Source organism: Hominimerdicola intestinalis (assembly GCF_054655215.1).
Genome location: NZ_BAAHNZ010000005.1, coordinates 76,579 through 100,803, shown reverse-complemented (window position 1 = coordinate 100,803; position 24,225 = coordinate 76,579). Strand labels below are relative to the sequence as shown.

Below are 24,225 nucleotides of genomic sequence, written 5' to 3'. Positions count from 1 at the left end.
TGTCTTTCCCTCCTTTAAAGCTTTGGAGCAACAGGCGTAAAATTCTGCTCAAAAGCAGCTGAAACCTGAAGCACCGTTGCCTCGTCAAACTTCTTTCCTATTACTGACATACCGATAGGCATACCATCCTTATTATATCCGCAGGTAGTGGAAACAGCGGGAAGCCCTGCAATATTTACAGTTACCGTACATATATCCGCCTGATACATCTGAACAGGATCAGATGTCATTTCAGGAGTATATGCAGTTGTAGGAGTTGTAGGCGTAAGAATCACATCACACTTCTCAAAAATTGACGAATACTCATTCCTTATAAGCTGACGAAGAGCAAGTGCTTTTCTGTAATAAGCGTCGTAATAACCGCTGGAAAGCGCATAATTACCTAGAAGTATTCTTCTCTTGACCTCGTCGCCGAAGCCCTCTGAACGTGATTTCTTGATAAGCTCCTCATAGCTGTCAGCCTGAACGGTTCTGTGACCGTATTTAATTCCGTCATATCTTGAAAGATTAGACGCGGCCTCAGCACAGGCAAGCAGATAATATGCAGGAACGGCATATTTGAGTGAAGGCATTTTGCACTCGACAATTTCAGCGCCCATGGACTTATATTCATCAGCTGCCTTTAAAACGGAAGCCTTGATTTCTTCGTTTATTCCATCAGCGAAAAACTCCTGAGGAAGAGCAATTTTCATACCCTTTACAGAACGACCGATCTTAGCTGTAAAATCAGGAACCTCAGCCTTTGCACTTGTACCGTCGTGCGGGTCAAAACCGCATATTGAATTAAGAATAAGCGCACAGTCATAGCTGTCGTGTGCGATCGGACCGATCTGGTCAAAGGAAGAAGCGAACGCTATAAGACCGTATCTTGAAACACGGCTGTAGGTTGGCTTGATACCTGTTACTCCGCAGAATGCAGCAGGCTGTCTTATCGAACCGCCCGTATCCGAACCAAGTGAAGCAGCGGCAAAGCCGGCGGCAACGGCTGCAGCAGAACCGCCTGAAGAACCGCCCGGAACACAATTTGTATTATAAGGGTTCTTTGTTTTAGCAAATGCAGAGGTCTGAGTTGAACCGCCCATAGCAAACTCGTCCATAGACGTCTTTCCCAGCATAACTATATTCTGAGAGTTAAGCTTTTCCATAACAGTAGCATTATACGGCGGGATAAAGTCTTCCAGTATTTTAGAAGCGCAGGTAGTTTTTATACCTTCGGTACATATATTATCCTTTACAGCCATAGGAATACCTGTCAGCGGCATTGACTCGCCTGCGTCAATTATTTTCTGTGCTTGCTGTGCCTGATTTAAAGCAAGCTCTTCTGTAACTGTGATAAAGCTTTTGATATTTCTATCATTTTTCTTTATATTTGAAAGATACTCGTTTGCAAGCTCCTGCACCGATATTTTTCTTTCATCCAATGCTTTACGCATATCACGTATTTTCATCGCAGATACGTCCACGTTATTACAACTCCTTTATTAAAGTTATTATTCAACTACCTTGGGAACTACAAAACAGTTATCTGAGTTTACCGCGTTCTGAAGAACTTTTTTAGTTTCCATTGACGGAGCTGAAACGTCTTGGCGGAGTTCGTTTAGATATACGTCATGATTGTCTTTCAAAGCGTCGTAAGTAATATTGATTTCTTTTACAGTGTCCATCAAATCAATAATATCAGTCATCTCATCTGCGGTCTTTTCCAGTTCACTGTCGGAAAACTCCAGCTTACCAAGCTCAGCAAGATATTTTACCATAGCCAGATCCATATTATTTCATTGTCCTTTCCGTATTTTTGCAAAAACTGAATTTTTGCTGTACCAATTAAATATTATACTATATTCTGCCCTGTTTTGCAAGCCTTTTTTCACCAATCAGCATAAAATTTCAAAATCATGCTTGAAATCCGCAAAGAACATATCTTCTTTGTAAATTTTGTTATTATAAAATTCACGTTCCCGACATTCCTGTTTGTCTTCTTAACTTTCTATATTTTCTCCGACGTAAATAGCGTAAAAGAAAAGTTAGACTCATTCGTTTTTCATAAAAGCATATACACTTATGTAAAAATTAGTTTCTGTTAATTAAATAAAAAAGACACTTCCAGCCTAAACATAAAAAGTGTCTTTATATATTCTTATTACTTCAGATACTTATCCATTATTCCGCAGAAATCAAAGGTACTGAAATAATCCGCAGGGGTTTCCGCACGTCTGATAAGCTGAGTCGTGCCGTCCTCCTTGAGAAGAACTTCAGCCGAGCGGAGCTTTCCGTTATAATTGTAACCCATTGAGAAGCCGTGTGCACCTGTATCATGAATTACAAGAATATCTCCCTTATCAATCTCAGGCAGCATTCTGTCAATTGCGAACTTATCGTTATTCTCGCAAAGTCCGCCTGTTACGTCATACTTGTGGTCACATGGAGCATTCTCCTTGCCAAGAACAGTAATATGATGATATGAACCGTACATAGCGGGACGCATGAGATTGCAGGCGCAAGCGTCGACTCCAGCATATTCCTTATAGGTATGTTTGTGATGAACGCATTTTGTTACAAGATGACCGTACGGAGCAAGCATAAATCTTCCAAGCTCTGTAAAAATTGAAACCTCTCCCATTCCGGCGGGAACGAGGATCTCATCAAAAGCTTTGTGAACCCCTTCTCCGATCGCGAAAATATCATTCTGAGGCTTGTCAGGCTCATATGCGATACCTACGCCGCCGGATAGATTGATAAATTTAATATCTGCTCCGGTCTTATCTCTTAATTCTACAGCAAGCTCAAATAGTATCCTCGCAAGCTTAGGATAATATGCGTTTGATACGGTGTTAGACGCAAGGAATGCATGGATTCCGAAGTGCTTAACTCCCTTTTCTTTAAGAATTTTAAAGCCTTCAAAGAGTTGTTCTCTTGTAAAGCCGTATTTTGCCTCACCCGGGTTATCCATGATCTGAGTTTCTATCTCAAAATGTCCGCCCGGATTAAAACGGCAAAATACCGTTTCCGGCAGACCGCAAAGCTTTTCCAGAAATTCAATATGCGTAAAATCGTCAAGGTTTATATATGCTCCAAGCTCCTTTGCTTTTAGCATATCTGCCTCCGGTGTTACATTGGAAGAAAACATGATCTCACTTCCGCTGAAACCGCAGCATTCGCTCATCATAAGCTCGGTAAGCGAAGAACAGTCAACTCCGCAGCCCTCTTCTTTTAGTATCTTCAGTATAAACGGGTTAGGCGTTGCCTTTACAGCAAAGTATTCCTTAAAGCCCTTATTCCAGCTGAACGCTTTATTCAAATTTCTAGCGTTCTCTCTTATTCCCTTTTCATCATATATATGAAAAGGCGTAGGATACTCCGATATTATTTTTTCAGCCTGTTCCTTAGTTATAAATGGTGTTTTCATTGTGTTCAATCCTTTTAATAATATATATAATATCATATCATTTTCATTCACATTCGTCAATATCAAAAATAAAAATTTATAAATTAACTAATTTCTTCATATGTTTTTATACGGTGCTTGTATACTTTTTATTATACTTTACCTATACGAATTAAAATATCAAAAAAAGTTGCCTTTTTTATTTTACTGTGATATAATAATTAAGTATGAAATAATGAAAGGATGAGCGTTGTGGATATTTCCAAAGGCGATACTCTGGTCATGAAGAAGAATCATCCTTGCGGAGAAAACAGAATGCTGGTTCTGAGATCCGGAATGGATTTTAAATTGAGGTGCGTCGGATGCGGACGTGAATTTATGGTTCCGAGAAGCAAGGCTGAAAAAAACGTTAAATCTATTATAAAAGCCGCTGAGTCATAGCGCCGCATTGAAATTTACAGCATAAACAGCACTATGATTATTCAGGAGGATTAATATGTTTGATAAGTTAAAAGCTATTGAGGATAAATTCAACGAGGTAAACGAAAGACTGATGCAGCCTGAGATCGTAAACGACAATAAGCAGTATACCGCCTTAATGAAGGAATACAGCAGCCTTTCTCCTATTGCGGAAAAATTCTCACTATATAAAAAATCTAAAGCAGCATATGACGAAGCACAGGATTTGCTGGAATCCGGAGGTCTTGACAAAGAGTTCAAGGAAATGGCTCAGCTCCAGCTTACCGAATCCAAAAAGGAAATGGAAACCCTGAGCGAAGAGCTTAAAATACTGCTGCTTCCAAAAGATCCTAACGATGAGAAAAATGTTATAGTGGAGATAAGAGGAGGAGCAGGAGGAGAAGAAGCCGCTCTTTTTGCAAATTCGCTTTACAGAATGTATACTCTCTATGCCGCTTCTAAAGGCTGGAATATCGAGGTTCTTAACGCTAATGAAACAGAGCTTGGCGGATACAAGGAAATTTCATTTATGATAGAGGGCGCAGGAGCATACTCGAGATTCAAGTATGAAAGCGGAGTACACAGAGTACAGCGTGTTCCTGAAACCGAATCACAGGGGCGTGTTCATACCTCCACTGTTACTGTTGCAGTTCTGCCTGAGGCTGAGGACGTTGAGCTTGAGATCAATGATAAGGATCTTAAAATTGACGTATTCCGTTCCTCGGGAGCAGGAGGACAGCATATCAATAAAACCTCATCGGCGATCAGAATCACTCACTTGCCTACCGGAATGGTAGTCGAATGTCAGGACGAACGTTCGCAGTATAAAAACAAAGACAAAGCTATGAAGGTCCTGCGTTCCCGTCTGCTAGAACAGAAACAGGCCGCTCATGACAATGAAATAGCGTCCGAAAGACGTTCTCAGGTAGGAACCGGTGACCGCTCCGAGAGAATAAGAACATATAATTACCCCGAGGGAAGAATTTCAGATCACAGGATAGGACTTACAATATACAGGCTTGAAAATATCCTCAACGGAAATCTGGACGAAGTAATTGACGCACTGGCTACGGCGGATCAGGCAGCGAAGCTTTCGCAGCAGGAAGAAGCGTAAGCTATGGTTTATAATACAGAAATATTACACGCTGACAAAATTTCAATAGCCAAAGCGGCAGAGCTTATAAAACAAGGCGAAATAGTCGGAATGCCGACGGAAACCGTGTACGGTCTTGCCGCAAACGCTCTTGACCCGTCAGCTGTATCTAAAATTTTCATTGCAAAGGGCAGACCGCAGGACAATCCGCTTATCGTTCATATATCAAACTTTGATATGCTGGACGGACTTGCAGATAATATACCTAAGCTTGCAGTAAAATGCGCTGAAAAATTCTGGCCCGGTCCTCTTACTATGATATTGCCTAAAACAGATAAAATACCCATGGTCACAAGCGGAGGACTGAATACTGTGGGAATAAGAATGCCGTCAAACGATACGGCGAGAAAATTGATAGAAGTGTGCGGACTTCCTCTTGCCGCTCCGTCAGCTAATCTTTCAGGAAGTCCTTCGCCTACTTCCGCCTGTCATGTATACGACGATATGAACGGAAGAATCCCCTGTATTCTCGACGACGGACGCTGTGCTGTAGGCGTTGAATCTACGGTCATTGCTTTTGAGGAGGATTCCATAAGACTGCTGAGGCCTGGATTTATTTCAGTATCGGATCTTGCAGAAATTACAGAAAATATAATCGTTGACAATGGCGTTTTGAATACAGTTGCCGATGGAACTGCCGTTGCATCGCCCGGAATGAAATACAAGCATTATTCACCTAAGGCAGACGTTACAATAATTGACGGAACACTCGGGAAATTCAGAAAGTTTATTTCTGAACATAATGACGAAAAAACCTGGTGCATGACTTTCAGCGAAGAAGATATTCAGGGGATAAATTGTCACGCTCTTGTTTACGGTTCAGATGATAAAGCCAGGGCAAAAATGCTGTTTGACGTTCTGAGAGAACTCGACAAGGCTGGCGCAGAGAAGGTTTACGCCAGATGTCCCGAAAAAAGAGGCGTTGACCTTGCAGTCTATAACCGTTTGCTGAGAGCTGCCGGATTTAAGGTGATCAAGCTATGAAAAAGACAAGTATTACAATAGGTCTTACAGGTCAGACCGGAGCGGGAAAAACAACGGTAAGCGATATTTTTGCCGCAAACAATTTTGAAATTATAAATTGTGACATAATTGCAAGAACGGTTACTGTTGACGGAAGCAAATGCAACGAGCAGCTCAGCTTAATTTTTCCTGAATGCTTTAACAACGATTTGTCGCTCAACCGAAAAAAGCTGGCTGGTATAGTTTTTAATGACCCATCTAAACTGCTTCTTCTTAACAAAACAATTTTTCCGTACATAAATCAAAAAATATCGCAGAAAATAAATCAGCTTACCGCCGCAGGTATAAAATATATTCTTCTGGATGCTCCTACTCTTTTTGAAGCCGGTGCTGACAAGCACTGCGATATTATAGTAAGCTGTATTGCAGATGAACAGATACGTCTTGAAAGGATCATAAAGCGAGACAGTATCTCGGAGGAACTTGCCAGAAGCAGGATCAAAGCACAAAGATCAGATGAATTTTACATATATCATTCTGATTATATTATAAAAAATAACGGTTCACTTTCAGAAGCGGTTTCTCAAACTGAAAACATTATAAAGCAGATAAAGGAAAAATACAATGGCTAAAAAGCGAAGAAAAAAGAAAAAAGTTCGTGCTCCGCTTATATTATTTATTATATTTATTGTTCTTCTCATAGTCGGCGGATTGGTTTACATATACAGAGATGCGATTACAGAGAAAGCAAAGAAGCTGAGTCCGAATGCTTTTACATATCCTACCGAATATGAGGAATATGTAGTTAAATATTCAAAGGAGTACGATATAGATCCAAGATATATCTTTGCGGTGATAAATACCGAAAGTCATTTTGATCCGAAGGCTACCTCAGATGTGGGAGCAAGAGGACTAATGCAGATCATGGAGGACGCATACGACTGGATAAAGTTCAGACTTGACGATAACAGAGAACACACATACGAAGATATGTATGATCCTGAGCTTAATATTCAGTACGGTACATATATGCTGAAATATCTTTATGATAAGTTTGACTGCTCCTATGAGCTTGCCGCTGCTGCTTATCACGGGGGGATGAATGCAGTAGACGGATGGATATCTGACGGAACAGTTGACCCTGAAAATTTCAGGCTTGAGGATATTCCGTCTGATGTTACCGCAAACTACATATATAAGGTAATGAATGCGTATAATAAGTACAAGGAAAAACTGGAGGAGGACTTTGAAAATGGATAAAAATATTGAAAAAACCGAGGGTGAAAAGCTGGCGGAAAAACTGCTTTCAAATCATAAGAACGGAGGACTTATTCTCAGTGACAGCAAGCTAAAAAAAGCGCTTTCTTTTTCCGAGGATTATAAGGACTTTCTTAATAAGGCAAAAACAGAACGCGAAGCTGTAATCCAGACTGTAAAAAAAGCAAAAGACTGCGGCTTTTCGGAATTTGAGCCAGGTAAGAAATATGAAGCCGGAGAAAAATTCTACTTTGTAAATAGGGATAAGGCTGTAATTCTTACCGTAATGGGAAAGAAGCCTTTATCTGACGGAATACGGATCGCAGCTGCTCATATAGATTCTCCGAGACTCGATCTTAAACAGAACCCCTTATATGAGGATCAGGAAATTGCGTTATTCAAAACTCATTATTACGGAGGAATAAAGAAATATCAGTGGACCGCTATTCCCCTTTCCCTGCATGGAGTAATTATAAAATCCGACGGAGAAAAGATAACTGTTAATATCGGAGAGGATAAGAATGATCCTGTTTTCTGTGTCACCGATCTTCTTCCTCATCTTGCAGGTGCACAGATGAAGAGAACTCCCGGAGAAGTTATAAAGGGGGAAGAGCTTAATATTCTTGTCGGTTCACTGCCTTTCAAGGACGATAAGGTATCAAATAAGGTAAAGCTGAATATAATGTCTGTATTGAACGAAAAATACGGTATAGTTGAAGATGATTTTATATCTGCCGAACTTGAAGCTGTTCCTCAGTTTAAGGCCTCCGACGTCGGATTCGATAAAAGTATGGTCGGCAGCTACGGTCAGGACGACAGAGTATGCGCCTACACCGCCCTTGAAGCTATTTTGAAATGCAAAAATCCTAAACACACCTGCATGACTGTTCTAACGGATAAAGAGGAAACAGGCAGCGACGGAAATACAGGACTTAACAGCTCCTATCTCCCCTATTTCATAGATAACCTTGCCTCTGTTTACGGACTTGAAGGACGTAACGTTATGTCCGCCTCCGAATGTCTGTCGGCAGATGTAAATGCGGCTGTCGATCCGACTTTCCCGGACGTGACTGAGATCAGAAATGCTTCAAAAATAAATTACGGCGTCGTTGCTACAAAGTTTACAGGCTCGCGCGGAAAGTCCGGAACTTCTGACGCTTCTGCTGAATTTGTAGGACGTGTCCGCAGGTTATTTGATGAAAACGACGTAATATGGCAAACCGGAGAACTTGGAAAGGTTGATATGGGCGGCGGCGGAACTGTTGCTCAGTATATAGCCAATCTTAATATAAACGTAATTGACGTGGGCGTTCCCGTGCTTTCAATGCATGCACCGTTTGAGGTTACGTCGAAGATCGATATTTATATGGCATTTAAAGCTTTCTCGGTATTTTTTGAGGATTAATTAAATAACCGGTGTTATTGAGAAAACTCCTGTACTATTTTTGTGCAGGAGTTTTTTATGTGCCTTTTCAAATCGACAAATACTTGTCTTTGAGGGAGTTATAATAATATCAGGACAGCTTCGGAGGTGACAGCGTGAAAATATATATAGATGTTCTTTTTATTACAAATGCTGCCGTAACTCTGATGTTTTTGCTCGGACTCAGCAAAATAACTCATTCTCCGCTTAAACGTCTCAGAGCCGCAGCTTCATGTATTTTCAGCGGGATTTCATCTTTACTCGTTATTGCCGAACCCGAAAACTTTCTTCAGTCGTTTATCATAACCGCAGTTAAAATATTAAGTGTTTTTATAACGATCGCGATCGCTTTTAAATGGAATGGGTTTTTACATCTTATAAAGTTTTTTCTGCTGTACCTCGCAATGAATCTTGTATTCGCAGGCTGCTGCTTTATGCTGTGGGAAATTACAGGCAGCAGAATAATTTACATAAAAAACTATACCGTATATTTTGATATATCCTTAATAAGTATAGCCGTATCTACTATAGCTGCCTATATAATTATATCGGTATATGACCTTATTACCACCCGCAGCTTCAGAAAGAATATTATGTATAAGGCAAAGTATTCGGTAGGAGATTACGAGGTTGTGATTCCGGCTGTTTCTGACAGCGGAAATATCCTATGCGATTCATTTACGGGTATCCCAGTTATTGTATTTTACTGCGATGAACTGTATGAACACTTCAATCTTGATTATGACAATTATTTTACTGTCAACGGCTTCAGGCTTATTCCATACTCGACCGTAAACGGCAGAAGCTTAATGCCTGTTACATCAAAAGGAAAAGTTGAAATAATTTCAGGAAACAATTTTACCAAGGAAGTTAAATGCTATGTGGGTATTGTTAAATCAGATAATAACAGATCAAGGGCGATTTTTAATCCGAGTCTGCTTGTATAAAATATTACTTTTAAGGAGAATAGCTATGAATAAACTGAAAGATCTTTACAGAAATATAAACGCTGTAATAATCAGGCTTCTATGCTCAGAGCAGAAAACTGTAGATTACATAAACGGCGCTGATTCTCTCCCGCCTCCGCTTTCAAAGGACGACGAGCAAAAAGCGTTTAAGCTGCTTGAAACAGATGAGAAAAAGGCCCGAGAACTTCTTATAGTTCACAATTTAAGACTTGTAGTTTATATAGCAAAAAAATTTGAATCGACAGGGGTAGGGATAGAGGATCTAATTTCAATAGGTTCTATCGGTCTTATAAAGGCGGTAAAAACTTTCTGTCCGGACAAAAATATTAAGCTTGCAACTTACGCCTCACGCTGTATAGAAAATGAAATACTGATGTTCCTGAGAAAATCAACTCAGCACAGAAACGAAATATCGATAGATGAACCGCTTAATATCGACTGGGACGGTAATGAGCTTTTGCTTTCCGATATTCTCGGAACGGAAGACGATACAGTCAATAAAGGGATAGAAAGCGAAGTAGAAAAGCAGCTGCTGCTTGAAGAAATAGACAAACTTAATTCCCGTGAAAAGCAGATAATGCAGATGAGATTCGGTCTGATAAACGGCAGAGAAATGACGCAGAAACAGGTAGCTGATGTAGTAGGCATCTCTCAGTCATATATTTCGCGTCTTGAAAAACGTATAATAAAATCTATCAGAAAGAACCTTGAAAAGATCTGCTGACAGCAAAAGCGTTCAGCAGCCTGAATTGCAAGTTCAAATCAAAATTACAAAGACCCCTGCAAAAGCTTTGAGCCAGTCTTTGCAGGGGTCAGCTTTATATTTAATTATAAAACAAGTTACTTGATCATGGAAGCAACTTCATCAGCAAAATTGTCTTCCTTCTTTTCAACACCTTCGCCGCGCTCGAAACGAACATAATCAACTACCTTGATTGAACCGCCAAGCTCTTTTGCAGCAGCTTCGACGTGCTTACCGACAGAAACCTTATCATCTTTAACAAATGCCTGTTCAAGCAGACAGTTTTCAGAATAATATTTGCCGATTTTGCCCTCTACTATCTTAACCTTAACCTGCTCCGGCTTATTTGCCATTTTTGGATCTTCTGACATCTGAGCAAGCATGATCTTCTTTTCCTCTTCAAGAGCAGAGGCAGGAACAGCTTCCTTATTAAGATATGAAGGATTCATTGCCGCAACCTGAAGCGCGCAGTCCTTTCCAACCTCATAAACCTTATCAGCCGGAAGATCTGTATCAAGCTTAACCATTACTCCTATGCTTCCGCCCCCGTGAACATAAGGAACAAGAACGCCTTCAAATCTCTTGAAACGGCGGATAACCATATTTTCTCTGATCTTAATGAAAAGATCCTGAAGCGTTTCCTCAACAGTTTTATCTCCTCCGCTGATAACGCAGGCCTTAAGAGCTTCAACATCGGCAGGATCCTTCTCGATAACTGTTTTAGCTACCGCGGCAACAAACGACTTAAATTCTTCATTATTTGCAGCAAAGTCAGTTTCAATATTGACCTCGACAACGGCGCCGGCATTTCCCTCTACAACTGAAGCAACGATACCTTCAGCTGCAACTCTTCCGCTTTTCTTTGCCTGAGTGGCAAGTCCCTTTTCACGAAGAATAAGAACAGCCTTATCCGTATCGCCGTCAGCCTCTACAAGTGCTTTTTTGCAGTCCATCATTCCAACGCCTGTAAGTGTCATAAGCTCTTTAATATCCTTAACGGTTACATTTGCCATATTAGTTTCCTCCTAAAAGTATTTTAGCTTTTATCCAAATCAGGGCAGACATTTGACTTGCCTGCCCGTATTTATCTTAAAATTATTCAGCTACTGCTTCGGCAGCTGTTTCTTCAGCAGCCTCAGCGTCCTCGCCCTGTCTGCCTTCAACAATTGCATTAGCCATGCAACCGGCAATAAGCTTAACTGCTCTTATAGCATCATCGTTTCCCGGAATTACATAATCAACATCATCAGGATCGCAGTTAGTATCTACGATAGCTACTACCGGGATTCCAAGCTTCTTAGCTTCAGAAACGGCGATCTTTTCCTTACGGGGATCAACAACGAAGAGTGCGCCCGGAAGCGTTTTCATATTCTTGATACCGCCCATGAATTTCTCAAGCTTTTCAATCTCTAGGTTAAGCTTAACAACTTCTTTTTTAGGAAGAAGATTAAATGTACCGTCAGTTTCCATAGCGTGAAGCTGCTCAAGTCTTTTAATTCTTCTCTGGATAGTCTTGAAGTTTGTCATCATTCCGCCGAGCCATCTGGCGTTTACATAATGTGCATTTGCTCTTAGAGCCTCTTCCTTAACAGACTCGCTGGCCTGCTTCTTTGTGCCTACAAAAAGCACTTCCTTACCCTCAGCAGAAATATCACGGATAAACATATAAGCTTCTTCAAGCTTCTTAACCGTCTTCTGAAGATCGATAATGTAGATTCCGTTTCTTTCCGTAAAGATATACGGTGCCATTTTAGGGTTCCATCTTCTTGTCTGATGACCGAAATGTACTCCGGCCTCAAGAAGCTGCTTCATTGATACTACTCCCATTGTAGTAACCTCCTGTTTGGTTTTTATTTCCGATTTAACGGATTTTGTATCCTCCGCCTGGTTTAGCTTACCTACACCTGATATTATCAGGAACCACAGTAAAAACACAGACGTGCGAATTGCTTTAATATTATACCATAAAGCTTATAAAAATGCAAGTCTGAACTGTTTATTATTTCAACAAATTTTCCACGCAGAAAGTTCTTGATTTTGTGCATACTGCATCATTATCAAACTTCACCAAAATAGTGTCCTCACCAATTAATTCTATATCCTTGCATTTAATAATTATATCCTCATCTCTTCCCATTATTCCGAAAGCCCTGGATCTGCCGAAAACAATAAGAGAAACAACGCTTCCGGTTACTGTATCTATTTCGATATCATCTACAAAACCTATTTTCAGACCTGTCCTTAGATTAACCACCTCTTTATTTCTGAGGCTTGTAAAGCTGCATATCATAAAAGCCACCCCCTGCATAAAAATATGCAGAAGAAGGCTTGTTTGATTACAATTAAATTTTATTCGAGCTTAAAATTTTCTTGTCGGCTTCTATGTATTCAAAAAAGTCGAAAAATTCGACTCTTATGTAGTCTGCTATAATCAGTATAAACTCGCTGTTCGTGGGTTTCTTGCAATTTTTAAGAGAATTCTGATTAAAAAACATTTTCCTGACGTTTTCATTAGTACGCTTCCATGAATTGCTTATCGCTACTCTGACCGCTCTCTCTACCGACGTGGAAGACGTTTCATATTTCTCGGCTATCGCAGGGTATACGTCTTTTGAAAAATTGTATTTTCTGTTCATCTGAGTTACAGCCATAAAAATAGAATCTCTTATATAATTGTATCCCTGCATACAATTATTAAAATTAAATATATTCATAATTTCTGAGATCCTATGCTTTATTTCATCATAGCCCTTATTAATATCAACCGGCATTAAACTACAGATCTCACGGATATCATCCGCAATCTGCTGAAAATCAAACGGTGCAGAATAGCTTTTGCTGACTCCCAGACTTTCCAGATCTTCTATAAGTCCTTGTTCTTCATAGGTGTACAGATTTATAATGATCGGCGATTTATGCATTACATTAAGATTACTTATCAAAGAACGCATTGCGTCGCTTTTCATATTATTGCTGCTCAAAAGAACGACATGAGGTTTACAGCGCATAACCGAAACTTCCACTGATACACTGTCAGGATCGCACTTCTGTATATTAAAATAAGGCAAAGCAAAAGCTGAAATACACTGTGAAAGCAGCTTTTCATCGTTCACTGAAATAAGCAGCCTTATCTTATTGATCACAGCCTGCACCCCTTTCCGAACATAAGTTGTTAAATACTTATCAATAACAGTATAACAAATCTTCAAAATAAATTCAAGAGCGCAGGTTCATTTCACTTTTTGTATCGATTGCATATAAATTTTGCACAAATATATTTTATTGTAATTTTACATATGTCGAATTTAATCGCATTAAATTTGGGACTTTATCCTGCTTAAAGCACCTTTTTCCAGCCTTGAGACCTGTGCCTGGGAAATACCTATACTGTTTGCTACCTCTACCTGAGTTTTTCCCTGAAAAAATCTTAGAAATAAAATGTTTTTTTCTCTGGGCTGAAGAGAGTTTATTGCTTCTTTGAGAGAAAGCTCTTCAAGCCATTGCGAAGCGTCGTTATTATCCCCAACTTGATCTAATACAAAAAGCGTATCTCCGGAATCTGAATATACAGGCTCATATAAAGATATCGGATCGCTGATTGATTCAAGAGCCGTTACTACCTCGCAGCGCTTAACGCCGATTTCCTTAGCAATTTCATCAACAGTCGGCTCCTTCTGGTTTATATTCATAAGTCTTTCTTTAGCCTGCATGGCCTTATAAGCCATATCCCTTAATGAACGGCTTACCCTCAAAGGCTGATAATCTCTCATAAATCTTCTCAGTTCACCAAGTATCATAGGGACAGCATAGGTGCTGAACCTAACGTCAAGGTTTATATCAAAATTATCTATTGCCTTTATCAGACCGACTACTCCTACCTGAAACAAATCGTCAGCAGATTCTCCCCTGTTGACAAATCTCTGTAAAACGCTTAAAACAAGTCTTAGATTGCCTTTTATAAGCTCTTCTCTGGCCTGCTTATCACCGCTGCGCACTTTCTTAAGAAGCTCCATTTTTTCGGATTCTTTTAATACTATCAACTCGGAGGTATTGACTCCGCTTATTTCAACCTTATTATACTGCATATTAACTCCTATAAGCTTTGATAATATAATTATTACCAAAGCCGAGTTACAGTATACAGCAGCCTTATAAGCAATTTATGGAATAAACTTATAAGAAAAAGCGGCCAGTATTTTGACCGCTTTTAATATTATGGTTTCTCTTATTGCTTAGGAATATCGGTTATTACTTCTTTAAAACCTGTAGCAAGTCCGGCGAGTCCCTGAATTTCACTGGGGATAATTATCTTTGTAGCCTTTCCGTCAGCTGCTTTGGCAAACGCTTCAAGGCTCTTGAGCTGAATGACCTGCTCATTAGGATTAGCAGCATTCAATTTTACCAAGCTGTCGGCAATAGCCTGCTGAACCATCTGGATAGCCTGCGCTTCACCTTCAGCCTCAAGAATTTTCTGCTGTTTAACAGCGTCAGCCTGAAGTATCTTTGCTTCTTTTTCAGCCTCTGCACGAAGTATCTTAGACTCTCTTTCACCCTCGGCAACAAGGATCTGCGATTTCTTTTCCGCTTCTGCCTGTATTACCTTTTCTCTTCTTTCACGATCCGCTTTCATCTGCCTTTCCATAGCGTCGCGGATTTCAGAAGGAGGAAGTATATTTTTCAGCTCGACCCTCTGAACCTTGATTCCCCATCTGTCAGTTGCTTCATCAAGAATTTTTGTTATATTCGTATTTATAAAATCACGCGATGTAAGAGTAGCTTCGAGATCCATATCTCCGACTATATTACGAAGTGTAGTAGCCGTAAGATTTTCAATTGCAGAAATAGGTCTTTCAACACCGTAGGTAAACTGCATAGCGTTTGTGATCTGGAAGAAAACTACAGTATCTATCTGCATTGTAACATTGTCCTTCGTAATTACAGACTGCGGTTTAAAATCCACTACCTGTTCCTTGATAGAAACCTTTTTAGCTACCTTATCGATAAAAGGTATAGTTACATGAAGTCCTGTTCCCCATGCGGCATGGAATGCTCCGAATCTTTCGACAACATATACATATGCCTGAGGAACTACCTTGATATTGCTTATTATTACTATAATAAGAATAACAGCAATTATTAACCCGATTACCAAACCGTCCATTATACTACCTCCTGAATTTCAGTAAATTATTTTGAAACTATAAGCTTTGCGCCGTCAACCTCCCGTACGGTAACAACAGCGCCTTCGTCAATAACAGAACCGTCAGTTGAACGCGCTGCCCAATTGGTTCCGTCTAATCTGACTCTGCCCTCTCCAAGCTCGTTATTGATTTTTTCAGTAACCAGTGCGGTTTTTCCAATATCAAGCTCAAAATTGGTATGATACTTCTCTCCCTGCATTTTTTTCACCAGAGGACGAGTCGCAATCAGCAGTATCACAGACGCAATAACGAAAACAGTCAGCTGTACTATAAAGCTGAAATCGGCAATAGCAAAGAACATTGCAGCCAATGCTCCGAACGCAAGCCAGATAGAAACCAGAGCCGTAGCAGTCGCTATTTCAGCTACAATAAAAAACACAAAAGCTATTGCCCAGCCGACGATCATCATCGTACTCATATTATATCCCCCTTTATATTATATTGCTCTATACATATTTATATGTATGATGATATTATACCACAGCATTTGTCTTTTTTCAATAGATTTTTCAAATTATTTATCGATATTTTCAGCAGCGATCATAAGCAGCTTTTATCATACAGTGGACGTTAATTACAAAAATTTTACTTGTATTTGACAATTGTCAGATAATATGTTATTATAATAATATATCTATCTGAAAGGGTCGTAAAATATGAATTGGATCGAAATTGATATATATACCTCATCTGAGGGAATTGAACCGCTTACCGGTTCACTGCTGGGTTACGGGATAAACGGATTTGTTATTAAGGATCCGGAGGATTTTGAAGAATTTTTGCAGAATAAATCTGTCAACTGGGATTATATAGACGATGATCTGATGGGACTGAAAAACTGCGAAACTACCGTTACCGTTTATCTGCCTGAAAACGCTCAGGGACTTGAAAACCTGGAGGCTGTAAAATCGGAGCTCAAAGCTCTTAAACAGCGTGACTCTGATAACGTATTCGGCAGACTTGAATATGAACTGAAAAACGTGCGCGAGGAGGATTGGGCGAACAACTGGAAGCAGTATTTTAAGCCTCTTTGCATAGGCGAAAAGCTGCTCGTAAAGCCGTCTTGGGAAAAGACAGATCCCGGCGAAAGCCGCAGGATACTTGAAATCGACCCTGCTTCCAGTTTCGGAACAGGGCAGCACAATACGACTCAGCTTTGCCTTGAACTGATTGAAAAGCATATTGCCGCAGACTGCAAAATGCTGGATCTGGGGTGCGGCAGCGGAATCTTATCTATAGCCGGCATATTATTGGGTGCAAAATCGGCATTTGCCGTAGATATAGATGAAAACTCCGTAAAAATAGCAGGAGAGAACGCAGTAAAAAATCATATTCCGAGAAATAAATATACGGCAGTATGCGGAAATGTAATTGACGATAACAGCCTTGTTTGCGCTATCGGTTCAGACTATGATATAGTGTGCGCCAATATCGTAGCAGATGTTCTTATAGGCATGGGCGATAGGTTCGGACAATTTCTAAAGCAGAACGGAAAACTTATTGTTTCCGGAATTATAGACAGCCGAAAGGACGAGGTTTTAGATGTTATCAGTTCAAAAGGCTTCAGGCTGACCGAGATCAGAGAAAAAGAGGATTGGGTCGCCGCTGCTTTTGTATTAGAGAATTAACATAAAACGGAAAGGAGAAAATTATGCAGCTTTTATTTTTGATCATTAAAAGAACGGAGCTTGTAGACGATATTATGAAGGAGCTTGCTAAGGCAGGTATCAGAGGAGGAACGGCTATAGACAGCGTAGGTATGGCAAAATCAATATCCGGTATGGATAACCTTCCTACGATAGGTCTTCTGAGAGAGCTTCTGAACGGAGAAGATCCCGCAATGAAAGGTAAAACTATCTTTGTAGCCGTTAAGGATGAACAGGTCGAAGAGGCAAAGGAAGCTATTCTGAAAATAACCGGTGATCTTTCTGTGCCGAATGCAGGAGTACTTTTCGGAGTGCCTGTGACCTTTGCTATGGGAATTAATTAAATACAATATATTTATAAAAAATGCAGGTGATTCTTAAAAGAACACCTGCTTTTTTATTTAAAGTATAAAACATATAAGACCTGAACAGCCCTCGTTTATCATTCTCTCAACAGTTTCTTTTAATCTCATTCTTGCATCATAAGGCAGCTTCGCCAGCTTTGCATGAAGTCCCTCATTTACAAGTTCATGCAGCGACTTACCGAATATATTGCTCTCCCAGATCTTCTGCGGCGATTCTTCAAAATCGTTGAGCATATACAGAACCAGCTCTTCAGACTGCTTTTCAGAACCTACAATAGGCGCTACCTCAGTATTTATCGTAGCTTTCATCATATGGATAGACGGAGCGGCAGCTTTCAGACGTATGCCGTATTTTCCGCCCTGCTTTATAACCTCCGGTTCTTCAAGGGACAGCTCATCCATAGAAGGCATAACTATACCGTATCCGGTCTCTTCTACCTGATTAAGCGCTTCAGCAAATTTCGAGAACTTATTTTTTATCCTTACAAGCTCAAGTATCTGAGGCATAAGATCGCTTTCATTTTCAATCGTAAGACCGGTCGCTTCTCCGATTATCTTAAAGAAAAGATCCTGATGAATCCCAACGGAAATTACGGCGCTTCCGCTTCCCAGATCAATACTCTTTACTCTGCTCTCTGTAACCTGATCACATAATGCAATTTCGTCTGCACAGGTATTTATCTGTCTCAGATTAGTCAGATGAGAAGCAGCGCTTCTTATATGTGAAAAAACAGCTTCTTTCAGCCAGTGTCCTTTGTCCAGGCTGTTGATCCATGAAGGCATTTCAATATTGATCTCCTTTATGGGAAATGCATATAGAACCTGAGTAAGTATATTCTTTATATCTGCTTCGGAAAGCTCCAGGCAATTAATAGGGATAACTGTAGTTTTGTATTTTTCGGAAAGCTCTCTGCATAGCTGCTGTACCTCAACCGAGTCAGGATAAACGCTGTTCATCAGAACTACAAAGGGCTTATTGATATTTTGCAGCTCTGCGATAACTCTTTCCTCACATTCCTCATATTCATCTCTGGGAAGATCGGTTATCGTTCCGTCTGTTGTTACTACCAGCCCTATAGTGCTGTGTTCAGTAATTACCTTCTGAGTACCTACCTCTGCCGCCATATTAAAAGGAACTTCTGCGTCAAACCACGGAGTAACCACCATTCTCGGCATCTCGTTTTCAAAGTAGCCTATAGCGCTGGGAATAATATAGCCTACGCAGTCTATCATACGGACATTAAATTTTGCTCCGCCGTCAAGCGCTACCTCTACCGCTTCCTCAGGAATAAATTTAGGCTCGGTAGTCATTATTGTTTTTCCGCCGGAGGACTGCGGAAGCTCGTCAATTGCTCTTTCCTTCCGGTAATCGCTCTCTATATTCGGAATAACGAAATTCTCCATAAATTGTTTTATAAATGTTGATTTGCCGGTTCTTACCGGGCCGACGACTCCGATGTAAATATCGCCGTCAGTTCGGGTGGCAATGTCTGAATAAATATCGTTCGTCATATTTCTTTCCTCCAGATTCTAATTCATTAACGGTATAAGCAGCATTCCGCAGTCGCTGAGTTTATCTCCTGCAAGATCATTTTCCTCCATAATCGCATTGATTGATGTAGAATATTTCTTTGCGATCTCCCAAATGTCCTCATTTTCGCTGCAATAGCAAAGTTTTAGTGCATATCCCTGCTGTCTTTCCTTAGGCTTGTCGGTATACGCCCTCAGCTCGCAAAGCATATTCCTTGCCGACTGTTCGCAGACATGACCTCCTATTTTCAGCTCCGCTTTAAGCTCGGCAGTATGACTGTCAGTAAGATGATAAGAGCAGCTCTGAACGCAGACTTTGGGATCTATCGTACTTTCAGCGGAAAACTCAGCGGCAAGCTCATGTTCAAACGGCGATTCGGCTTCAAGATATATCGGCGAACAGCTTTCGTTCTTTCCGATAAGACAAAAGATAACATTACCGGATATAACATATCTTCCGCTGCTTTCGTCATATCTGGAAGAAATATTGTTTATATCGCACCAGCAGTCATAAATACAAGCTATCTCATCATCGTCGTAGCTTATCTGTGCAGCTGAAGTGTGAGTCTCGTTTATCTGTACCGGAACGCTTTCTATACGGCAGCCGCTGTTTTCCATCTCGCATTCGTAACAGGTAGAGTAAGCATCCGTAACTACTTCGCAGGTTTCAAACTTCATAGCTGTACAGTTTACAAGAAGAACCAGCTCGCATTCTAGAGCTGATGAATTTTCAGATTTCGGTATGATCTCGCAGCCTGAAGGAGTTATATCAACAAAAGCGTCAAAGCTTTCGTCTATGCCGTCTATATCTATAATCTGGCTGAACGGTATGGTAAATTTCATGGATTCGATAGTATCCTCTCCGGACGGGTCAATGCAGGTATAAAGCATAGATATTTCGGCATCGCCTTTTGTAATAAGCTTACCTGCGATCATTTTTTGCTCCTGAGGAAATACGGTGCAATCCGAGCGTATTACAGCGCCTACAGCAGGCTTAGAAGCACCAAGCTCAAGCTCTTCTATGACCGTTACTCTTTTAGAGGCAGTAAGACGTTTTGACGGATATGTTATAAGGGATTTTTTCAGCTGGATATTTGCTCCGAAAGCGTCTACTATAACTGCCTGCTGCCTTTCTCCGACGATCTTGATTCTTGCTGATACCGCTCCCCTAACGTCAAGCCTTCTTTGATTAACAACACGGCAGTTTATGTAATCAACATGCGGAGTAATTGTGATCATAGGATTCTGACAGTCGCCGCTCATATCTACTGATTTTGAATAATTAAGCTTTTGCTCCAGACAGTTTACCTTACAGCTTCCCTCGCTCTGATACATTACCCTTATCAGCACTGACAGCTCGAAGGTCATTTTTTCGCCGTTAATGCTGTGTGACATAATTTTAGGTATCACACGGCATTTTAAGATCCTGAAAATATCAGGGTAGTAATCGGGAAGGACAAAATCACGCTCTACAGCCTGCTCTACTGTTGTATCAAGAGCGATCTGACTGGCTGTAAAGGTTTCCCGATTTACTTTGAATTCCATTGTTCCCATAATAAATGCGTCCTCCTAAAAATCTTGGTTTGTTTTTTATCTTGCTAAGACAATATATTCGGACATCGTTTGAAATATACCGCAAAATGTTATTAAGAAACAAGGTTTTTAAGAACGAGAAACAAGAAAATAAAATTATCTCCTAACGCTGTGTCAGTTTTTAATTAAAGGCAATCGCACAAAACAACAGATAAACGGTTATATAAAAGCAAAACCCACGAAAGCAATACACTCTTTCGTGGGCTATCTTATATATTGTATTTTAATGGTTTCAAATCGTCAAGATCGTATGGAGTCTTTTGATATACGCAATAATTCAGCCAGTTTGCATACATTAAATTTGCTGAACAGCTCCAATTGAAAATAGGGGTTTTCCCGGGGTCATCATCAGGAAAGTAATTATAGGGAACATTTATTACCATTCCCTTCTCTCTATCTCTGAAATACTCCTTAGCCAAGGTATCACGATCATACTCCCAATGACCCAGCAGGAAAAACTGCCTTTCCGATCTGTCAGATATAACATGAACTCCGGCCTCATAGGATTCAGCTACGATAATCAGATCGGAGACCTTTTCTATATCCTCCCGCCTTATTTCGGTATGCCGGCTATGAGGACAATGAAAAACATCGCCAAAACCTTTAAGAAGCAAGCTCTGCGGATAATTAATATGATGTTTAAAATTTCCGAATTTCTTATTTTCAAGTGCGTATTTCTGTATACCGTAATGATAATACAAAGCCGCCTGAGCGCCCCAGCAGATATGGATCGTAGAATACACATTTGTTTTTGACCATTCAAAGACCTCGCAAAGCTCGTCCCAGTAATCGACCTCACTGTATTCGATCTGTTCAACCGGCGCGCCGGTTATAATAAGACCGTCATAGCGGTTGCTTCTTATCTCATCAAAGGATTTGTAGAACGCAAGCATATGCTCCTGAGGAGTATTTTTAGAGATATGATTCATCTGAACCAAATCAATATCCACATGAAGCGGAGTATTGCTTAAAAGTCTAAGCAGCTGAGTTTCCGTTACTATCTTATCAGGCATAAGATTTACGATAGCAATTTTCAGCGCTCGTATATCCTGATGATCGGCACGGTCGTTCGGAATCACAAATATATTTTCAGCCTCAAGCGTTGAAAACGCGGGCAAGTCGTTTGGAATTTTTATAGGCATTTCGCTTTCCCACCTTAAATTATACTCTGAATATTTATTATACCACAAGACCTGACCTAAAGCAACGAACAAACGATTATATTCACAATTTATTTTATTTTGACGGAATTTCTTAGCGCTCTGCCTTGATCATAGCGTATCTTTATTTATCTGTTTTTATCTTAAAAAAATAATGCCATCACCTTAGATGACATAAAAATAAATGATCCATGTGATGAGACGGAATGAATAACTCGTATCATTAAATAAGTTTTTCATGCTCTATGCTCGGTAAATTTATTACCCTTAGCAGCACGCATGACCTATTATTAAATAACTTTGTCAGACAATAAAGCATTGATCTTATCAAAGAACCATCAACGATATATAAAGCGTTTTCCCTAGAGTTGGATCATCAATTAAAACTTCTTTTTTGTACCGCGCCCCTCTTTATAATGTATCCAAAATAATTATCTGTTTCTTGACATCAATGTTACCGTTTCCATGTGGCACGATAGCTTCAGATGAATGTCAACCCATCTGGCAAGCACATTTTTCCTTCGCCTGTTTGCGGAAACAAATCCAATGGATTTTACGTTCCGGGAAACATATCAACTGCCCTTGTTTCTACAAAGCAGCCGACACATTTTTTCCTACAGTTCCTATATAATACCGCTATGTGCCATTGGCAAATCACGCCCTCTTACACAGCGATTTTGGCATCGTCTCAACCCGGTGCTTTATCGTCTCAACCCAATATACCGAGTGGCTATTGCAAAATCTGCAACAACCACTTTATTAGTTCTCCAACATCAGTTATCAAGTATTTCTTTACAACTGAAACTTCCGCTTATTCTTCATGAACTTCCCAATATCCGTATCTCTTACCACCTTTGCGCTCGATTTTACCGTTTTCCTGTAATTCCTTCATAATACGCTGTATAGTTCTCAGCGGAATATGAGTCTCAGAAGCCAAGTCTTTCTGTGCTATATGTGGATTGCTTTTGATTTTTTCGATAACCTACAAATGCATTGCACTTTCCAACCCGCCATCCAAACCGCCAAAATGGCGGTTTGGCGTTTTGGAATCTGGTACTTTGGCGCTTTGGAGTGCAGTAAACTTCACCATAATATCTCCGCCACTGACAATGTACTCCGGCTCATCCGCACCGAGATTTTTACAGGCATCGATAATTTTTTGAATACCACGTCCCCAGCTTTCAATATATCCGGCACGGTAAAATACTCTCGCAATATCCGGATTATAGGGCTTTGATGCGTGGGCACCCAACAGTCTCTCTGCCGTCCAGCCAAAGGGCAGCATTGCAATTACTGATAAACATCGCATCATCTTCAATTCGTATCTGCACCGGAACATTATCTGCCCAATTGCAATGGATGAGGGCATTAAAAACAGCCTCACGCACAGCATCACGGGCAAATGGGTAGGTCTCTACCCGTGTTTCTTTATGATACGAAATGGCAGCCTTCAGGTACTTGAGATAAATCAAGTCAATCACTCTATCCGCCATAATAAGCAGAGAACCATGTACCTCATCCTGATACAGCAGTTCACTGCCTTCAAATTTTCCGATTTTTACATAGCAGCCACCGATGACCTTCTCCGGCTCCCGGTAAAAGCATAAAGCTCCGGCACGTTTGAGCTTGCCGTCTGCCACCAAGTCCAGCTTCTCCAGCAGTTCTGCATTTGGAATATCCAAATCGTCTTTGGACATACGACCACTGCGCAGAGCTTCTCTCCGAAAAATATCAAAACTTTCTTTATCCAAATCATCAATTCCAATATTTGAAATCGTGGCGGCATCCCATTTCAGTCCGGTCTTTGCCATCAGAAAATTTGTCAGAGCATTGCCACGAAGCAGCTGTTTTGTGCTGCCACTGCGATAATGATACTCGCCATCGTAATTTACCGGAAACGACCACGGACTCACTGCGATTTCAATGTAATCCAAGCCATCCTTGGTAAGCAAATTCACATCTGCCACAATTCCCAATTTATTCTGAATCTTGTTCGGAATATCCTCCAACAGCTTCTTGGAGTTTTTCACTCCAATGACTGTGCCATCATCCCGTGTGCCGATATATATTTTGCCGCCCTGCGCATTAGCAAAACCGCATATCCATTTTAGATATTCGTCACGCCACGACTCTTTCCATTCTATGTTTTGGCTCTCTGCCATAGTGCGGTCACCTCCTAAAATTAGCATTCCCTTGCTTAGTTGCTACTATCCGATATTTTTCTGCACAAGTCAAGATATCACCCTTTCACAGGCTGCATCTAAGGGAGTGCCGTCTTTGATACAATACCCATTTTGCGAAAAAGGCTCGAAACCGCCTGATTTCAAGCTATTCTGCGGTTTTTGACTTTTCAAATTGGCTGCTGCCAGTAGGAAAATCA

26 protein-coding genes are annotated in these 24,225 nt (G+C 40.4%); 10 read left to right on the top strand and 16 right to left on the bottom strand.

Annotation, left to right across the window (positions count from 1 at the left end; all coding sequences use genetic code 11):
- Positions 1-14 precede the first annotated feature (14 nt).
- The 3 genes from gatA to ACYQ0H_RS06630 form a co-directional block, all read right to left on the bottom strand.
- On the bottom strand, positions 15-1,463 hold the full coding sequence (gatA, locus tag ACYQ0H_RS06640; protein ID WP_459812055.1) for an Asp-tRNA(Asn)/Glu-tRNA(Gln) amidotransferase subunit GatA: 1,449 nt from the start codon (positions 1,461-1,463) through the stop codon (positions 15-17).
- Positions 1,464-1,490: 27 nt separating this feature from the next.
- On the bottom strand, positions 1,491-1,769 hold the full coding sequence (gene gatC / locus ACYQ0H_RS06635) for an Asp-tRNA(Asn)/Glu-tRNA(Gln) amidotransferase subunit GatC (protein ID WP_459812054.1): 279 nt from the start codon (positions 1,767-1,769) through the stop codon (positions 1,491-1,493).
- A gap of 371 nt (positions 1,770-2,140) precedes the next feature.
- Entirely contained in the window at positions 2,141-3,406 is a 1,266-nt protein-coding gene (locus ACYQ0H_RS06630) for a diaminopimelate decarboxylase (protein WP_459812053.1), read from the bottom strand.
- Between the two features lie 231 nt (positions 3,407-3,637).
- Here ACYQ0H_RS06630 and ACYQ0H_RS06625 point away from each other — a divergent pair, with 231 nt between their 5' ends.
- The 8 genes from ACYQ0H_RS06625 to sigE all read left to right on the top strand — a co-directional run bounded on the left by ACYQ0H_RS06625 (position 3,638) and on the right by sigE (position 10,332).
- Positions 3,638-3,826, top strand: a complete 189-nt coding sequence (locus tag ACYQ0H_RS06625) for a DUF951 domain-containing protein (RefSeq protein ID WP_459812052.1) — start codon at positions 3,638-3,640, stop codon at positions 3,824-3,826.
- Between the two features lie 55 nt (positions 3,827-3,881).
- A complete protein-coding gene (prfA, locus tag ACYQ0H_RS06620) occupies positions 3,882-4,958 on the top strand; it encodes a peptide chain release factor 1 (protein WP_459812051.1) in 1,077 nt (358 codons plus the stop codon).
- Positions 4,959-4,961: 3 nt separating this feature from the next.
- The gene (locus ACYQ0H_RS06615; RefSeq protein WP_459812050.1) at positions 4,962-5,981 is read left to right on the top strand and encodes an L-threonylcarbamoyladenylate synthase; all 1,020 of its coding nucleotides are present in this window, start codon (positions 4,962-4,964) and stop codon (positions 5,979-5,981) included.
- The gene (coaE, locus tag ACYQ0H_RS06610; RefSeq protein WP_459812049.1) at positions 5,978-6,592 is read left to right on the top strand and encodes a dephospho-CoA kinase; all 615 of its coding nucleotides are present in this window, start codon (positions 5,978-5,980) and stop codon (positions 6,590-6,592) included. Before ACYQ0H_RS06615 ends, coaE begins: the two co-directional genes overlap by 4 nt.
- Positions 6,585-7,220 (top strand): lytic transglycosylase domain-containing protein, encoded by a 636-nt coding sequence (locus tag ACYQ0H_RS06605; protein ID WP_459812048.1) that lies wholly within the window; start codon positions 6,585-6,587, stop codon positions 7,218-7,220. Before coaE ends, ACYQ0H_RS06605 begins: the two co-directional genes overlap by 8 nt.
- The gene (locus ACYQ0H_RS06600; protein ID WP_459812047.1) at positions 7,213-8,622 is read left to right on the top strand and encodes an aminopeptidase; all 1,410 of its coding nucleotides are present in this window, start codon (positions 7,213-7,215) and stop codon (positions 8,620-8,622) included. The genes ACYQ0H_RS06605 and ACYQ0H_RS06600 overlap by 8 nt, the downstream gene beginning before the upstream one ends.
- Positions 8,623-8,756: 134 nt before the next feature.
- Entirely contained in the window at positions 8,757-9,587 is an 831-nt protein-coding gene (locus ACYQ0H_RS06595; protein ID WP_459812046.1) for a sigma-E processing peptidase SpoIIGA, read from the top strand.
- Positions 9,588-9,612: 25 nt separating this feature from the next.
- Entirely contained in the window at positions 9,613-10,332 is a 720-nt protein-coding gene (gene sigE / locus ACYQ0H_RS06590) for an RNA polymerase sporulation sigma factor SigE (protein ID WP_459812045.1), read from the top strand.
- A gap of 116 nt (positions 10,333-10,448) precedes the next feature.
- Here sigE and tsf read toward each other — a convergent pair whose 3' ends face one another.
- From tsf to ACYQ0H_RS06555, 7 genes are all read right to left on the bottom strand, one after another.
- Positions 10,449-11,363 (bottom strand): translation elongation factor Ts, encoded by a 915-nt coding sequence (gene tsf / locus ACYQ0H_RS06585; protein WP_459812044.1) that lies wholly within the window; start codon positions 11,361-11,363, stop codon positions 10,449-10,451.
- A gap of 82 nt (positions 11,364-11,445) precedes the next feature.
- On the bottom strand, positions 11,446-12,177 hold the full coding sequence (gene rpsB, locus ACYQ0H_RS06580; protein ID WP_459812043.1) for a 30S ribosomal protein S2: 732 nt from the start codon (positions 12,175-12,177) through the stop codon (positions 11,446-11,448).
- 172 nt (positions 12,178-12,349) lie between these two features.
- Positions 12,350-12,640, bottom strand: coding sequence for a YlmC/YmxH family sporulation protein (locus ACYQ0H_RS06575; RefSeq protein WP_459812042.1), 291 nt, complete (start codon positions 12,638-12,640; stop codon positions 12,350-12,352).
- Positions 12,641-12,692: 52 nt separating this feature from the next.
- On the bottom strand, positions 12,693-13,493 hold the full coding sequence (locus ACYQ0H_RS06570) for a sporulation initiation factor Spo0A C-terminal domain-containing protein (protein WP_459812041.1): 801 nt from the start codon (positions 13,491-13,493) through the stop codon (positions 12,693-12,695).
- Between the two features lie 171 nt (positions 13,494-13,664).
- On the bottom strand, positions 13,665-14,435 hold the full coding sequence (gene sigG, locus ACYQ0H_RS06565; RefSeq protein ID WP_459812040.1) for an RNA polymerase sporulation sigma factor SigG: 771 nt from the start codon (positions 14,433-14,435) through the stop codon (positions 13,665-13,667).
- 140 nt (positions 14,436-14,575) lie between these two features.
- Positions 14,576-15,511 carry an SPFH domain-containing protein gene (locus ACYQ0H_RS06560; protein WP_459812039.1) on the bottom strand — a complete coding sequence of 312 codons (936 nt, stop codon included), beginning with the start codon at positions 15,509-15,511 and terminating at the stop codon, positions 14,576-14,578.
- A gap of 26 nt (positions 15,512-15,537) precedes the next feature.
- On the bottom strand, positions 15,538-15,969 hold the full coding sequence (locus ACYQ0H_RS06555) for an NfeD family protein (protein WP_459812038.1): 432 nt from the start codon (positions 15,967-15,969) through the stop codon (positions 15,538-15,540).
- A gap of 238 nt (positions 15,970-16,207) precedes the next feature.
- Between ACYQ0H_RS06555 and prmA the strand changes: the two genes are divergently transcribed.
- The gene (prmA, locus tag ACYQ0H_RS06550) at positions 16,208-17,179 is read left to right on the top strand and encodes a 50S ribosomal protein L11 methyltransferase (protein ID WP_459812037.1); all 972 of its coding nucleotides are present in this window, start codon (positions 16,208-16,210) and stop codon (positions 17,177-17,179) included.
- Between the two features lie 23 nt (positions 17,180-17,202).
- Positions 17,203-17,541, top strand: a complete 339-nt coding sequence (locus ACYQ0H_RS06545; protein ID WP_459812036.1) for a P-II family nitrogen regulator — start codon at positions 17,203-17,205, stop codon at positions 17,539-17,541.
- 57 nt (positions 17,542-17,598) lie between these two features.
- Here the strand turns inward: ACYQ0H_RS06545 and spoIVA are convergent, their stop codons facing one another.
- From spoIVA to ACYQ0H_RS06515, 6 genes are all read right to left on the bottom strand, one after another.
- On the bottom strand, positions 17,599-19,074 hold the full coding sequence (gene spoIVA / locus ACYQ0H_RS06540; RefSeq protein ID WP_459812035.1) for a stage IV sporulation protein A: 1,476 nt from the start codon (positions 19,072-19,074) through the stop codon (positions 17,599-17,601).
- Between the two features lie 18 nt (positions 19,075-19,092).
- A complete protein-coding gene (locus ACYQ0H_RS06535; RefSeq protein ID WP_459812034.1) occupies positions 19,093-20,646 on the bottom strand; it encodes a DUF3794 domain-containing protein in 1,554 nt (517 codons plus the stop codon).
- A 248-nt stretch (positions 20,647-20,894) separates the two neighbouring features.
- Positions 20,895-21,827: a homoserine O-acetyltransferase MetA gene (gene metA, locus ACYQ0H_RS06530; RefSeq protein WP_459812033.1), complete on the bottom strand. Its 933-nt coding sequence runs from the start codon at positions 21,825-21,827 to the stop codon at positions 20,895-20,897.
- 829 nt (positions 21,828-22,656) lie between these two features.
- The gene (locus tag ACYQ0H_RS06525) at positions 22,657-22,782 is read right to left on the bottom strand and encodes a hypothetical protein (RefSeq protein ID WP_459812032.1); all 126 of its coding nucleotides are present in this window, start codon (positions 22,780-22,782) and stop codon (positions 22,657-22,659) included.
- A gap of 45 nt (positions 22,783-22,827) precedes the next feature.
- Entirely contained in the window at positions 22,828-23,097 is a 270-nt protein-coding gene (locus ACYQ0H_RS06520) for an ATP-binding protein (protein WP_459812031.1), read from the bottom strand.
- Positions 23,069-24,007, bottom strand: a complete 939-nt coding sequence (locus tag ACYQ0H_RS06515; RefSeq protein WP_459812030.1) for an AlbA family DNA-binding domain-containing protein — start codon at positions 24,005-24,007, stop codon at positions 23,069-23,071. The genes ACYQ0H_RS06520 and ACYQ0H_RS06515 overlap by 29 nt, the downstream gene beginning before the upstream one ends.
- Positions 24,008-24,225 lie beyond the last annotated feature (218 nt).

Excerpts from the sequence above, each read along its gene's own strand:
- ACYQ0H_RS06615 (WP_459812050.1), top strand. The coding sequence starts at position 4,962 with ATGGTTTATAATACAGAAATATTACACGCTGACAAAATTTCAATAGCC.
- ACYQ0H_RS06535 (WP_459812034.1), bottom strand. The coding sequence starts at position 20,646 with ATGGGAACAATGGAATTCAAAGTAAATCGGGAAACCTTTACAGCCAGT.
- ACYQ0H_RS06575 (WP_459812042.1), bottom strand. The coding sequence starts at position 12,640 with ATGATATGCAGCTTTACAAGCCTCAGAAATAAAGAGGTGGTTAATCTA.
- sigG (WP_459812040.1), bottom strand. The coding sequence starts at position 14,435 with ATGCAGTATAATAAGGTTGAAATAAGCGGAGTCAATACCTCCGAGTTG.
- ACYQ0H_RS06545 (WP_459812036.1), top strand. The coding sequence starts at position 17,203 with ATGCAGCTTTTATTTTTGATCATTAAAAGAACGGAGCTTGTAGACGAT.
- prfA (WP_459812051.1), top strand. The coding sequence starts at position 3,882 with ATGTTTGATAAGTTAAAAGCTATTGAGGATAAATTCAACGAGGTAAAC.
- ACYQ0H_RS06605 (WP_459812048.1), top strand. The coding sequence starts at position 6,585 with ATGGCTAAAAAGCGAAGAAAAAAGAAAAAAGTTCGTGCTCCGCTTATA.
- ACYQ0H_RS06630 (WP_459812053.1), bottom strand. The coding sequence starts at position 3,406 with ATGAAAACACCATTTATAACTAAGGAACAGGCTGAAAAAATAATATCG.
- prmA (WP_459812037.1), top strand. The coding sequence starts at position 16,208 with ATGAATTGGATCGAAATTGATATATATACCTCATCTGAGGGAATTGAA.
- sigE (WP_459812045.1), top strand. The coding sequence starts at position 9,613 with ATGAATAAACTGAAAGATCTTTACAGAAATATAAACGCTGTAATAATC.
- ACYQ0H_RS06555 (WP_459812038.1), bottom strand. The coding sequence starts at position 15,969 with ATGAGTACGATGATGATCGTCGGCTGGGCAATAGCTTTTGTGTTTTTT.
- metA (WP_459812033.1), bottom strand. The coding sequence starts at position 21,827 with ATGCCTATAAAAATTCCAAACGACTTGCCCGCGTTTTCAACGCTTGAG.
- tsf (WP_459812044.1), bottom strand. The coding sequence starts at position 11,363 with ATGGCAAATGTAACCGTTAAGGATATTAAAGAGCTTATGACACTTACA.
- gatC (WP_459812054.1), bottom strand. The coding sequence starts at position 1,769 with ATGGATCTGGCTATGGTAAAATATCTTGCTGAGCTTGGTAAGCTGGAG.
- ACYQ0H_RS06560 (WP_459812039.1), bottom strand. The coding sequence starts at position 15,511 with ATGGACGGTTTGGTAATCGGGTTAATAATTGCTGTTATTCTTATTATA.
- ACYQ0H_RS06515 (WP_459812030.1), bottom strand. The coding sequence starts at position 24,007 with ATGGCAGAGAGCCAAAACATAGAATGGAAAGAGTCGTGGCGTGACGAA.
- ACYQ0H_RS06600 (WP_459812047.1), top strand. The coding sequence starts at position 7,213 with ATGGATAAAAATATTGAAAAAACCGAGGGTGAAAAGCTGGCGGAAAAA.
- coaE (WP_459812049.1), top strand. The coding sequence starts at position 5,978 with ATGAAAAAGACAAGTATTACAATAGGTCTTACAGGTCAGACCGGAGCG.
- spoIVA (WP_459812035.1), bottom strand. The coding sequence starts at position 19,074 with ATGACGAACGATATTTATTCAGACATTGCCACCCGAACTGACGGCGAT.
- rpsB (WP_459812043.1), bottom strand. The coding sequence starts at position 12,177 with ATGGGAGTAGTATCAATGAAGCAGCTTCTTGAGGCCGGAGTACATTTC.